The organism is Stenotrophomonas sp. LC732 (assembly GCF_052446685.1).
In the GTDB taxonomy this organism is placed as follows: Bacteria; Pseudomonadota; Gammaproteobacteria; order Xanthomonadales; family Xanthomonadaceae; genus Stenotrophomonas; species Stenotrophomonas muris.
Map to the genome: position 1 here is coordinate 1,180,629 of NZ_CP199214.1, position 12,100 is coordinate 1,192,728.

Consider the following 12,100-nt stretch of genomic DNA (forward strand, 5'->3'; position numbering starts at 1 on the left):
TTGTCACCGCAGCACATTCAGGGGGATCCGGGATGGGTAGGAGTGGCACGGACCAACACAGCCGGCGGGTGCCGATGACCCGGGGGCTGGGACTGCGATTTGCGCTGTTGACCGGCATGGCGATCGGACTGGTCGCACTGTCCGCCCTGATCCAGGAACTGCAGGCGGCCTCTACTGCCTGGATCGCCGGCCAGGGCTACTGGTCGCGTGGCCAGCAGGATGCCACTGCCGCACTCAGTCGCTACCTGGCGCGTGGCGATGCCGAGGACCTGGACGACGCACGCCAGGCCCTGCAGGTGCCGTTGGGCGATCTGCAGGCGCGACTGGCGCTGGAACAGGCCGAACCGGACGAGGAGAAGGCCAGGCAGGGCTTCCTGCAGGGCGGCAATGCGCGTGCCGACATCCCACGCCTGGTGTTCTCGTTCCGCTACGCGCGCGACATCGGTGCATTCCGCGAAGCGAGCGCGTTGTGGCGGCAGACCGATGGCGACCTGATGGCGCTGCAGCGACTGATCGATGAACTGCAGCTGCGGCACGACGGCAACCTGGTGCCCGTTGCCGCACGCGACCGCTACCTGCAGCAGCTGCGTGACCTGGACCAGCGGATGAAGGTGCAGAGCCAGGCGTTCTCGCAGGCGCTGCTGCGGATGGCGACGCTGGTGAGGCTGGCCACGTTGATGGTGGCGGGCCTGTCGGTGCTGGCGATCAGCCTGATGGCGGTCGCCCTGGCGCGCCGCGTCGGCAAGGACCTGACCGAACACGAGAGCCGTTTCCGCGCGGCGTTCTACCAGGCCAACGTCGGCATGCTCAAGCTCGATGCCGAAGGCAAGGTGATCGAGGCCAACCAGGCGATGGCCGATATCCTCGACCATCGTCGTGACATGCTGCTGCAGCTGTCGCTGGGCGACCTGCTGATGGACGGCGAGCTGGTGATCGATGGGGTGGGCCGCATCGATTGGGACCGCCAGCTGCGCCCGAGCGAACTGCGCTTCCGCCGTCGCGATGGCAGCCTTGTCTGGGGCCGCTGGAGCGGCACCGGCGTGCGCAGCACCGGCGGTGGCCTGTCGGTGTTCGCCATCATCGAAGACGTCAGTCAGAACCATGCACTGGCGCGCGAGATCGAGCACCACGCCAGCCACGACCCGCTGACCGGCCTGATCAATCGCCGCGAGATCGAACGGCTGCTGGAACGCGCGCTGCTGCAGGTGCGCAGCGAAGGTGGCACGCACGCGCTGTGCTACATCAACCTGGACCATTTCAAGCTGGTCAACGACAGCTTCGGTCACGCCGCTGGCGACCAGATGCTGCGCAGCTTCGCCGACTAACTGGTGGCGGCGGTGCGCGATGGCGACTGGGTGGGCCGGCTGGGCGCGGACGAGTTCGCCGTGTTCCTGGCCCATGCCGGGCAGGACGAGGCCAAGCGCGTGCTGCAGCGGGTAATCCGCAACCTGGGGCAGGCGACGTTCCCGGTCAGCGAAGGCAGCCCGCAGCTGAGCTGCAGCATCGGCGTGGTCGAGGTCAGCGCCGATGCGCCGGATGTGAACTGGCTGATGAGCGCCGCCGACAGCGCGTGCTATGCGGCCAAGCAGGCCGGCCGCAACCGCGTGCACTGCTTCAACGAGAACCGCATGGCGCTGGAGGAACGGCGCCAGGAAGCCGAGCGGCTGCAGGGCGTCAGCCTGGCCATGGCCGAAAACCGCATGGTGTTGTATGCGCAGCGCATCGCCCGCGTCGGCGATCCCTCCTACCTGCACTACGAGGTACTGGTGCGCATGCGTGGCAGCGATGGCAGCCTGCACCTGCCGGGCCAGTTCATGCCGGCGGTGGAGCGCTATGGCATGGCCGTGGCGCTGGACCGGCACGTGCTTGGCCTGCTGTTCCGGCACCTGCAGGTGTGCCCGGCACACGTGCGGCAGCTGGGCCTGTGCAATGTCAACGTTTCGGCGCAGTCGATCGCCGAGCCCGGCTTCCTCGCCTTCGTCTGCGACCTGCTGGAGCGCAACCGCGCGCTGGCCTCCAAGCTGTGCTTCGAGATCACCGAGACCGCTGCGATCAGCAACCTCAGCCAGGCGCGTGCCTTCATCGATGCAGTGAAGGCGCGTGGCTGCCGGATGGCGCTGGACGATTTCGGTTCCGGGCTGTCCTCGTTCGGCTACCTGCGCCAGCTGCCGGCCGACATCCTGAAAATCGACGGGGCCTTCGTGCGCGACATGGATATCGATCCGGTCAGCCATGCCACCGTGCGCGCGATCAGTGAACTGGGGCGCGAGCTGCAGATGGAGGTGGTGGCCGAATGGGTGGAGACTGCCGACGTCGCCGCCGCGCTGACCCGGCTTGGGGTGCAGGGCCTGCAGGGTTATGCGGTCGAGCGGCCGCAACCGCTGGAGCGGATGACCCTGGCCGACCTGCGGCCGGTGCGCCTGGTGGCGGTGAAAGGTCCGCCCGCCGCTGGCTGAACGCCCGTCGGCGACTTTGGTCTACACGTGGGCTGCAGCCGCGGCTGCGATAATGCCCGGCAGGGGCGACGCGCAGTGGGCGCGGGCGTAAGCAGGAACAGGACGTGGCGTGGGCGGCAGGCAGGGGCAGTACGGAACGGGAGCGGTGCTGGTCGTGCTGCTGGTGTGGTTGGCAATGCCGTGGCCGCTGTCGGCGGCCGTAGCCGAAGCCGGGCGTGACTACCTGCTGGTCGGTGCGGCGACCGATGAACCCACCCCGCATCGCGCATGCACGCCGGAGATGCTGGCGGGGCCACGGCAACACGTGCAGGTGTCCGCGCCAGCGGGCGGCTGGTCGGGCCAGCCGCAGGCACTGGACGTGTTCAATGTGTTCGCGGGCGAAGTCCGCGTGCAGCATGGGGATCGCGAAATCTGCGGCAACATGCACGATGCCCGTACCCGTGATTCCCGGTTCCGCGCAGGCATCGGCCTGGTCGCGGTGCCGCCGGCGGGCAGCCATGAACCGTTCCTGGTATCATGGCAGACGCCGCTGAAGGCGCGCTGGGTACCGACCCTGCGGCTGGGCGCGCCCAGTCCCGTGCAGCAGAACGATACCGCCCGCCTGCTGGTGCGCGCGGCCTGCATCGCCGTGGCAATCGCACTGGCGTTGTCGGCCCTGATGGCCTTCCTTACCACCCGCGACCGCAGTTTCCTGGTCTACATCGCCGGTACCACCGTGCTGGTGCTGTGGCAGGCCATTCTCGGAGGGCTGAGCGGCTACCCCGAGCCATGGCTGCCGGTGGGTGAGCGCAGCGCGTGGTGGCTGCTGTCGTTGACCGCTGCATCCCAGGCGCTGGTGCTGCCCGCGTTGTGGCGACTGAACGGCGGCGACCGCCTGCTGCCGCGATCGCGCCCGGTGCAGTTGCTGGCGCTGTGGGGATTGCTGGCGCTGGCCGCGTGGGTGCCCTGGCTGCAGCGGGACAGCCTGGTCTGGGTGGCGCAGGGCCTGCAGGTGTCCTACCTGCTGGGCTGCGGCCTGGCATTGATGGCCGGGGTGTGGGCATGGCTGCGCGGCGACCGCTGGGCGCAGGCGGGGTTGGCGGCGCTGGCACCGATGCTGGTGTTGATCCTGGCCGACGCCTGCCGCGCTGCGTGGTTGCTGGAGTACCGCGTGGAGGCACTGCAACTGTCGGTGACCTGGCTGCTGATGATGGCTGCCTATGCGCTGAACCAGCGGCTGGGCCGCCTGCGCCAGCAGCGCGATGAACTTCGCCAGCTGGCCGAGACCGATGGCCTGACCGGGCTGCCCAACCGCCGTGCCGGGCTGCAGCAGCTGGCACGGCACCTGGAACGGGTCGATCGCGAGCGCGGCCCGCTGGTGATCGGTTTCCTCGATATCGACCTGTTCAAGGACATCAATGACCGCCATGGCCACGCCGTGGGTGACCAGGTACTGGTGGCGGTGGCACGTGCATTGCGTGCCGCGGTCCGCAGCCAGGACCAGGTGGTGCGGATGGGTGGCGAAGAGTTCTTGCTGCTGATGCCGGGCATGCCGCGCGAGGCGGCATCGGCGCGCCTGGATCGCCTGCGCCAGCACCTCACCGAGGCGGCCCGGGCGCTGCAGGTGCCCGGTCTGGAGGTCACCGCCAGCATCGGCCTGGCGCAGTGGCGGCCGGGCGAGGATGATCTCGCCGCGCTGCTGCGCCGGGCCGACCACGCCATGTACGTGGCCAAGCGTGCCGGCCGCAACCGGGTATTCGACGGCGAAGAACTCGATCCGCCGCCCCCGGCATGAAGCGCAGCGGGCGGGGATGCCGGATAATAGGGCGATGACCACCCGACTCAACAAACATATCGCCGACACCGGCTTCTGCTCCCGCCGCGAGGCCGATCGCCTGATCGCCGCCCGCCGGGTCACCGTCAACGGCCATCCGGCCGGCACCGGCGCGGTGGTGGGCGAGGAAGACCAGGTGCTGGTCGACGGCCAGCCGCTGCGCGCGCGCGTGGCCCGCAAGCCCGGTGCCCGCCGCCATGTCTACATCGCGCTGAACAAGCCGGTCGGCGTCACCTGCACGACCGAGACCTCGGTCAAGGGCAACATCGTCGACTTCGTCGGCCATGAACAGCGCATCTTCCCGATCGGCCGCCTGGACAAGGAGTCCGAAGGCCTGATCCTGATGACCAGCAACGGCGACATCGTCAACCAGATCCTGCGCGCCGAGAATGGCCACCAGAAGGAGTACCTGGTGGCGGTGAACAAGCCGGTCACCGACGAGTTCCTGCGTGGCATGGCCCGTGGCGTTCGCATCCACGACCAGATGACGCTGCCGTGCAAGACCTCGCGCATCGCCAAGTTCGGTTTCCGCATCACCCTGCAGCAGGGCCTGAACCGACAGATCCGCCTGATGGCGGCCGAGTTCGGCTATCGGGTGACCCAGTTGCGTCGCGTGCGCATCGACAACATCAAGATCGGTGCGCTGAAGCCGGGCCAGTGGCGCAACCTGACCGAGCAGGAGCTGCAGGGCCTGCTGCCGAGGCAGCTGGACTGGTAAACGGCTTCTGTAGAGCCGAGCCCGTGCTCGGCTGCTCTTTTGTCCGGGTGCAGCCGAGCATGGGCTCGGCTCTACATCAGCTAGACTTCGCGGTGACCTGCCGGAACGTGACGCTGCATGATCAAGCCCGACAAGCCTGCCAATGAAGCCCTTCGGCTTGAGGCGCTGTACCGCTACCGTATCCTCGATTCGGAGCGTGAAAAATCCTTCGACGACCTGGTGGTGATCGCCAAGGCGGTCTGCGGCACCTCGATGGCGGCGGTGACCCTGATCGACGTCGAGCGGCAATGGTTCAAGTCGATCCAGGGCATCGATGCGGCAGAAAACCTGCGCAGCGAATCGATGTGCGGCCACGCGATCCTGCAACCGCAGCAGGTCATGGTGGTCGAGGACGCGCTGCAGGACATCCGCTTCCACGACAATCCGGTGGTGGTGGGCGATCCGCACATCCGCTTCTATGCGGGCGCGCCGCTGATCAGCTCCGATGGCCTGCCGCTGGGCACGCTGTGCGTATTCGATGCGCAGCCACAGCACCTGGCCAGCGACAAGGCTGAAGCGCTGGCGGCGCTGTCGCGGCAGGTGATGCTGGTGATGGAACTGCGCCGCTTCGCGCTCGACATCCAGAAACACATGCTGGAGCGCGATGACTACGAGCGACTGCTGTCTGAGTACCAGGACGTACTGCTCGCGCAGAATGCCGACCTGGCCGAACAGAGCCGCACCGACGCGTTGACCGGCCTGCCGAACCGCCGTGCGATGGCGGCAGCGCTGGAAGAGGCGGTGGCGGTGAACGGAGACCAGCCCGGGGTGGCCTGCGTCGCGCTGCTGGACATCGACCATTTCAAGCACATCAATGATTTCCAGGGTCACGCCACCGGTGACCGCGTGCTGGCCGAACTGGGCGTGCTGCTGCGTTCGCATTTCGCCGGTCGCGGCATGGCCGCGCGCTATGGCGGCGAGGAATTCGTGGCGGTGATGCCGGCTACCGACCTGCGCACCGCCGAACTGCAGTGCGAGTTCCTGCGCCTGGCCGTGGCTGATCTGCCGCTGGGATTCCCGGTCACGATCAGTATTGGAGTGGCCCAGCACCAGCCCGGTGAAAGCGTGGATGACACGCTGGCACGTGCCGACAAGGCGCTGTACCGGGCCAAGGGCAATGGCCGCAACCGGGTGGAAGTGGCCGGCTGAAGCATCTGCCACCCGCGCGGTAAACGGATGCCGCTCCAGTAGATCAACGCGACGCGTGGATGCTGTCACCGATTCACATCGCGTCGCAGCTCCTGCGATCAGAACCGGGCAGCATGATCCCCTGGTTCCCCGGACGCCGACCATGCTGCAGACCCTGGCCATCGCCCACTATCGTTCGCTGCACGGGCTCGTACTGCCGTTGCAGCAGTTGAATGTGGTGACCGGTGACAACGGCAGTGGCAAGTCCAGCCTGTACCGTGCCCTGCGCCTGCTGGCAGAGACCGCGCAGGGCGGCGTCGCGGCGGTGCTGGCCCGCGAAGGCGGGCTGGGCTCGGCGCTGTGGGCGGGTCCGGAAAAGATGGACCGTCGGGTTGCTGCCGGCGAAATCCCCCTGCAGGGCGGCCCACGCCAGGAATCGGTGGGATTGAAGCTGGGCTTCGCCACTGACGAATTCGGCTACGCCATCGGCCTGGGCTACCCGCCGCCCAGTCGATCGGCCTTCGCACTGGACCCGCAGATCAAGGCCGAGGCGATCTGGGCCGGCCCGTTCCTGCGCAGCGCCAACCTGCTGGTCGATCGTCGCGGGGCGATGGTGCGGCAGCGCCATGCGCGCGGCTGGGATCTCGTGGATGACCGGTTGTCGCTGTTCGACAGCCTGTTCACCCAGGTCGGCGATCCGCAGCGCCTGCCGGAAACCATCGCCCTTCGCGAGTACATCCGGCGTTGGCGCTTCTACGATCATTTCCGCAGTGATGCCGATGCCCCGGCGCGGCAACCGGCGATGGCCACGCGCACGCCGGTGCTGCATCACGACGGCCGGGATCTGGCGGCGGCCTGGGTCACCATCCTCGAGATCGGTGACCCGGTGGCGTTGGCACGCAGCGTCGACGATGCGTTCCCGGGCGCCACGGTCGGCTTCGAGGAGCTGGATGGACGCTTGGCGCTGCGTTTCCACCAGCCTGGGCAGCTGCGGCCCTTGTCGATGGCCGAACTGTCCGACGGCACGCTGCGCTTCCTGCTGCTGGCCGCTGCGCTGCACACGCCGCGTCCACCGCCGCTGCTGGTGCTCAACGAGCCGGAGACCAGCCTGCATCCGGACCTGCTGCCGGCGCTGGCGCGGCTGATCATCGCAGCCAGTGCGCGCAGCCAGGTATGGGTGGTGTCGCACGCCAGCCGGCTGATCGCGGCGCTGGAACAGGCGCCAGGGTGCCATTCGCTGCATCTGTACAAGGAACAGGGCCGCACGCTGTTGAGCGGGCAGGGCCTGCTGGATGCGCCGGCCTGGCATTGGCCGCAGCGTTGATGCGGCCATCCACGCCATGCGTGGATGCACTCAATCGGCGATGTTGCGCGCCTCGGCCGTGCCAAGAATCTCCGGATGCTGCACCGGCTTGCGGCGGTTCAGCAGCGGATGCAGGAACACGGCGCCTACGATGATCGCCACGCCGAGGTAGAACCACGGGGTGACTTCGTGCTGCTCGCGCAGCAGCACCACCGCCAGCACCACCGCATAGACCGGCTCCAGGTTGGTCACCAGCTGCACCGTGTAGGCGCTCAGGTGGCGCAGTGCGACCAGGGCCAGGGCAAACGGCAGCAGCGTGCAGAACCCGGCCAGCACCAGCAGCAGGATGCCGTCGTGCAGGTCCGGGACCACCCACAACGGGCTGGCCAGCGCAGGCAGCAGGTAGGGCATCAGCGGCGCCAGCAGGGTCAGGGTGAGGGTGCCCGCACCTAGCTCCAGCGCGGTGACCGTGAGCGGATCGGCGTGGCTGACCATGCGCTTGTTGAGCGAGCCGAACACTGCCACCAGCAGCGCCGAGATCGCGCCGATCAGCACACCCAGGCGCATGCCGTCGGGCACGCCACCGACCACCAGCGCGACACCCGGCAGCACCGCCAGGCCGAACGCCAGTTCACGCAGCTGGAATGGCCGCTTGGCCACCCACGGTTCGATGATCGAGGTGAACACCGGCGCCAGCGCGATGCAGGTGGCGGCCACCGACGCATTGGCCAGCTTTACCGCACCGTAGAACGTCAGCCAGTGCAGGGCGACCAGGGCGCCGATGCCGGCATAACCGGCCACCAGCCGCACTGGCAGCGTACGCAGTCCACGCCAGACCCGCGGCAGCAGCGCCAGCATCGCCGTCACCAGCAGCATGCGCCACCACACCAGCGGCAGTGCGGGCAGGGTGATCAGCTTGCCGAGGATGGCGGTGACGCCCCACAGCAGGACACAGAAGTGAATCTGCCACAACGCTTTGCGGGTGTCGGGTGTGCTCATCCGCCTATTGTGCGGCAATCGCACGGCCGCCGGCGATGCCTGTGGCATGCTCGCGGAAACTCGCCAGGGGAACCCCGCAATGGCTGCCAACCGTTCCGCCCAGCGTGCATGGGCAGCGCTGACTGCACTGATGGCGGCCACCTCGTTGCTGCTGCAATACCTGTTGCTGCTGCATGGCCCCGGGGCGGCTGCCGGGGTCGGCATGGCGACGCTGCGCTTCGTTGGTTACTTCACGATTCTCAGCAACCTGGCGGTGTGCCTGGGATGCGTCCGGCTGATCCGTGCGGGTGTGCTGAACGCGACTGTCGCCGCGGCGATCGCGTTGTGCATCGGGGTGACCGCGTGCATCTACGTGCTGGCGTTGCAGGGGCTGTGGCAACCCACCGGGCTGCAATGGTGGGTCGATGCCGGCCTGCACTACGCTGTGCCGGCGCTGTACCTGCTGGGGTGGTGGTGGCTGCTGCCGCATGGCGCGCTGCGCTGGCGCGCACTGGGCGGGGTGCTGCTGGTACCGCTGGTGTACCTGGGCTGGGCGATGCTGGTGGCCGAAGTGACAGGACAGGCGCCGTATCCGTTCCTCGAACTGCAACGCCTGGGGCTGGCGGCGTTCCTGCTCAACGTGCTGCGCGTTGCGAGCGTGTTCGTGGTGGGGTGGACCCTGCTGTGGGGGCTGGACCGCTGGCGCTGTCGATGAGGCGCTGCAGGGCCATCGCTGCCGCCGGGTTGCGTGCTTTGCCTGCGCCGATGCACAGCAGGTAGACCTCGCGCGGGGCCTCCGCAGCGGGCCCGGCCAGGCAGGGCAGGTCATCCACGGGTTCACCGCGTGACCAGCGGCGTGCGCGTTCGGCCCAGCGTTGCTGCACGGGCGCCGGCAGGCCCTCGTTCAAGCGGGCCTGGCTGCGCTTGATCCGCGCATAGACGAAGCCGGCACTGACATCACCGTGCAATGGCGCCTCGTCGCTGTCCTCGATCACCAGCGCCACGCCATGGCGGCGGGCGGCGTCGACCAGTGCCGGGCCATGTGCCTCGGCGTTGCGGACCTCCAGCGCATGCTGCAGCGGCACCCCGTCCAGCTGCTTAGGCAGCTGTGCCATCAGCGCCTCCAGTGCATCGGCGTCGGCCGGGTGGCGCGGATCGAACTGCCACAGCAATGGGCCGAGCCGGTCACCGAGCGCCAGTGCCGCCTGCAGAAACGGTGTGGCCGCTTCCACGGTGCTGGACAGGTCGCGTCGCTGCACCAGGTAGCGCGGCGCCTTCATCGAGAAGCGGAAACCGTCGGGTGTCTGCGCAGCCCATTGCGCGCACTGGGCCGCAGTCGGCGTGCGGTAGAACGTGCCGTTGATCTCGATGCAGCGCAGGGCGCGGCTGGCGTGGGCCAGTTCCTCCCGCTGCGGCAGGCCTGCTGGATAGAACACACCGCCGCGCCATTCGGGAAACACCCAGCCGCCGATGCCGCAGCGGATCTCTGCCTGCCGGCCGGCCGTGGTCACTGGCCGTGGTCCGTGCGCCACGGGTCGTAGCTGCCGAACCACCACAGGTAGCCTTCCGGGTCGGCGCAGGCGTAGCCGCGTCCGCCATAGTCCTGGTCGGCGATGTCGATGACGATGCGGGCACCGGCGGCCTTGGCCCGCGCGTAGTGCGCATCGGCATCGGTGACGATCACGCAGGCGCTCTGGGTCTGACGTCCGCCGACCTCGTCAGGCAGGGCAGCGTGTTTGCTCCACGCACTCTGGTTGCTGGCCGAGCCCAGCATGATCATGCCGCTGCCGAAGGTGAGCTGCGCATGGAAGACCGTATCGCCATCGGCGTAGACGGCCTGGGCATGGAAGCCGAAGGCGCGCTGCAGCCAGTCGATGGCGGCCTGCGCGTCGCGATAGCGCAGGCACGGAATGATCGTGGAGCCGCTGCTGGGTTGGCCGTTCTCGCCCATGACACCCCTCCTATGGCACAGGGCAGGATGCGCCGCCGGACGTTACCATCCCGCGAAACCCCGGTGACGGCCTGCACATGGCCGCCACCCCTGTTCGGAGATCGTGCTGGATGAAACCCTGGATCGGAGGAGCCGTGCTGCTGGCGTGCACGACCATGGCGAGCGCGGCGACCCCGCCGCCGCTGCAGGACCTGGATGCGACCGTCGAGCGCGTGCGCGCGCAGTTCGACGTGCCCGGCATTGCCGTAGCGGTGGTCAAGGATGGCGAGGTGGTGCTGGAGCGCGGCTGGGGCGTGCGCGAGCAGGGCAAGCCGGAACCGGTGCAGGCCGATACGCTGTTTGCCATTGCGTCCAACACCAAGGCGTTCACGGCCACCTCGCTGAACCTGCTGGCGGAAGAGGGCAAGTTGAAGATGGACGACAAGGTGATCGACCACCTGCCGTCGTTCCGCATGTCCGACCCGTTCGTGACCGGGCAGATGACGATCCGCGACCTGCTGTCGCATCGCAGCGGCCTGAGCCTGGGCGCCGGTGACCTGCTGTTCTGGCCAACCACGTCCTACAGCAACGCCGAAGTGGTGCAGCGGCTGGGCAAGGTGCCGCTGAAGGGCGGCTTCCGCGAAAGCTATGCCTACGACAACATCCTGTACGCGGTCGCCCAGCAGGTGATCGAGCACGTCTCGGGCGTGAGCTACCAGCAGTTCCTGCAGACCCGCATCTTCGACAAGGTGGGCATGGCCGGCACGCGCTACAACGCCGACCACCTGAAGCCAGGTGACACGGCGGCGGTCGGCCACGCCAAGTACGATTTCAAGGACCTGCGCACCGTCGCACCGCTGACCTGGTCGAACAATGCCGGCGCCGGTGGCATTTATTCCAGTGCGCACGACATGGCGCGCTGGATGCAGGTGCAGCTGGCCGAAGGCAAGCTGGCCGACGGCACTGCGCTGTTCAGCGAAAAGAGCCAGCAGCAGATGTGGCGGATGATCACCCCGCAGTCGATCCCGGCGCCGAGCGTGCCGGAGCTGGCACCGGCACGGGCCAACTTTGCCGGCTATGGCGAAGGCTGGAGCCTGAGTGACTATCGCGGCCGGAAACTGGTCTGGCACACCGGTGGCTGGCCGGGCATGGTCTCGCGCTTGACCCTGGTGCCGGGCGAGAAGCTGGGCGTGGTGGTGCTGACCAACCAGGAAGTGGGCGCGGCGTTCAACGCGATCACCCTGAGCGTGCTTGATGCCTATCTGGGCGGCGACAAGCACGACTGGGTGGACGCCTATGCCAAGGCCGTGGCCAAGGGCCAGGACAAGGCCGACGAGGCCTGGGCCAAGCATCAGAGCGCGCGCGACAAGGGCAGCAGGCCGTCGCTGCCGCTGGCCGGCTACACCGGCACGTTCCGCGACCGCTGGTATGGCGACATGCAGGTCAGTGCCGCAGGCAAGGGCCTGCGCCTGCGCTTCATGAAGACCGCGCAGCTGAGCGGCCGCCTGGAGCACTGGCAGCACGACACCTTCATCGTGCGCTGGGATGACCGCTCGCTCAACGCCGATGCGTTCGTGAACTTCAGCCTGGACCCGGACGGCAAGGTGCGCGAGGTGCGCATGCAGTCGATCTCCGACCTGACCGATTTCAGCTTCGATTTCCAGGACCTGCTGTTCACCCCGGTCAACGAATGAAGGTAGTGCCGGCCGCTGGCCGGCAACCTCATGATCTTCCG

General features: G+C 68.1%; 9 protein-coding genes and 1 pseudogene. 7 read left to right on the forward strand and 3 right to left on the reverse strand.

Features of this window, described 5'->3' with window-relative positions; all coding sequences use genetic code 11:
* Window positions 1-32: 32 nt before the first annotated feature.
* From ACT6SE_RS05715 to ACT6SE_RS05735, 5 genes and pseudogenes are all read left to right on the forward strand, one after another.
* Window positions 33-2,456 (forward strand): annotated as a pseudogene (locus ACT6SE_RS05715) (putative bifunctional diguanylate cyclase/phosphodiesterase).
* A 109-nt stretch (window positions 2,457-2,565) separates the two neighbouring features.
* Window positions 2,566-4,230: a sensor domain-containing diguanylate cyclase gene (locus ACT6SE_RS05720; RefSeq protein ID WP_088375491.1), complete on the forward strand. Its 1,665-nt coding sequence runs from the start codon at window positions 2,566-2,568 to the stop codon at window positions 4,228-4,230.
* 34 nt (window positions 4,231-4,264) lie between these two features.
* Window positions 4,265-4,987 carry a pseudouridine synthase gene (locus ACT6SE_RS05725; RefSeq protein WP_014646467.1) on the forward strand — a complete coding sequence of 241 codons (723 nt, stop codon included), beginning with the start codon at window positions 4,265-4,267 and terminating at the stop codon, window positions 4,985-4,987.
* 117 nt (window positions 4,988-5,104) lie between these two features.
* Complete coding sequence (locus ACT6SE_RS05730) at window positions 5,105-6,175, forward strand: sensor domain-containing diguanylate cyclase (protein ID WP_014646468.1); 1,071 nt, start codon at window positions 5,105-5,107, stop codon at window positions 6,173-6,175.
* Window positions 6,176-6,317: 142 nt separating this feature from the next.
* The gene (locus ACT6SE_RS05735; protein WP_444811113.1) at window positions 6,318-7,478 is read left to right on the forward strand and encodes an AAA family ATPase; all 1,161 of its coding nucleotides are present in this window, start codon (window positions 6,318-6,320) and stop codon (window positions 7,476-7,478) included.
* Between the two features lie 30 nt (window positions 7,479-7,508).
* Here ACT6SE_RS05735 and ACT6SE_RS05740 read toward each other — a convergent pair whose 3' ends face one another.
* Window positions 7,509-8,456, reverse strand: a complete 948-nt coding sequence (locus tag ACT6SE_RS05740) for a DMT family transporter (protein ID WP_014646470.1) — start codon at window positions 8,454-8,456, stop codon at window positions 7,509-7,511.
* 79 nt (window positions 8,457-8,535) lie between these two features.
* On the opposite strand from ACT6SE_RS05740, the gene ACT6SE_RS05745 reads away from it, so the two are divergent.
* Complete coding sequence (locus tag ACT6SE_RS05745; protein ID WP_032956806.1) at window positions 8,536-9,150, forward strand: Pr6Pr family membrane protein; 615 nt, start codon at window positions 8,536-8,538, stop codon at window positions 9,148-9,150.
* Here ACT6SE_RS05745 and ACT6SE_RS05750 read toward each other — a convergent pair.
* Window positions 9,071-9,946 carry a DUF72 domain-containing protein gene (locus ACT6SE_RS05750; protein ID WP_032956808.1) on the reverse strand — a complete coding sequence of 292 codons (876 nt, stop codon included), beginning with the start codon at window positions 9,944-9,946 and terminating at the stop codon, window positions 9,071-9,073. The two genes, ACT6SE_RS05745 and ACT6SE_RS05750, sit on opposite strands and share 80 nt — an antisense overlap.
* Window positions 9,943-10,386, reverse strand: a complete 444-nt coding sequence (locus ACT6SE_RS05755) for a VOC family protein (RefSeq protein WP_014646472.1) — start codon at window positions 10,384-10,386, stop codon at window positions 9,943-9,945. The genes ACT6SE_RS05750 and ACT6SE_RS05755 overlap by 4 nt, the downstream gene beginning before the upstream one ends.
* 110 nt (window positions 10,387-10,496) lie before the next feature.
* Between ACT6SE_RS05755 and ACT6SE_RS05760 the strand changes: the two genes are divergently transcribed.
* Window positions 10,497-12,059, forward strand: coding sequence for a serine hydrolase (locus ACT6SE_RS05760; protein ID WP_041863194.1), 1,563 nt, complete (start codon window positions 10,497-10,499; stop codon window positions 12,057-12,059).
* Window positions 12,060-12,100: the final 41 nt, after the last annotated feature.

Bases quoted from the DNA above. Each gene is read 5' to 3' on its own strand.
- ACT6SE_RS05725 (WP_014646467.1), top strand. From the start codon at position 4,265: ATGACCACCCGACTCAACAAACATATCGCCGACACCGGCTTCTGCTCC.
- ACT6SE_RS05730 (WP_014646468.1), top strand. From the start codon at position 5,105: ATGATCAAGCCCGACAAGCCTGCCAATGAAGCCCTTCGGCTTGAGGCG.
- ACT6SE_RS05735 (WP_444811113.1), top strand. From the start codon at position 6,318: ATGCTGCAGACCCTGGCCATCGCCCACTATCGTTCGCTGCACGGGCTC.
- ACT6SE_RS05740 (WP_014646470.1), bottom strand. From the start codon at position 8,456: ATGAGCACACCCGACACCCGCAAAGCGTTGTGGCAGATTCACTTCTGT.
- ACT6SE_RS05745 (WP_032956806.1), top strand. From the start codon at position 8,536: ATGGCTGCCAACCGTTCCGCCCAGCGTGCATGGGCAGCGCTGACTGCA.
- ACT6SE_RS05755 (WP_014646472.1), bottom strand. From the start codon at position 10,386: ATGGGCGAGAACGGCCAACCCAGCAGCGGCTCCACGATCATTCCGTGC.
- ACT6SE_RS05760 (WP_041863194.1), top strand. From the start codon at position 10,497: ATGAAACCCTGGATCGGAGGAGCCGTGCTGCTGGCGTGCACGACCATG.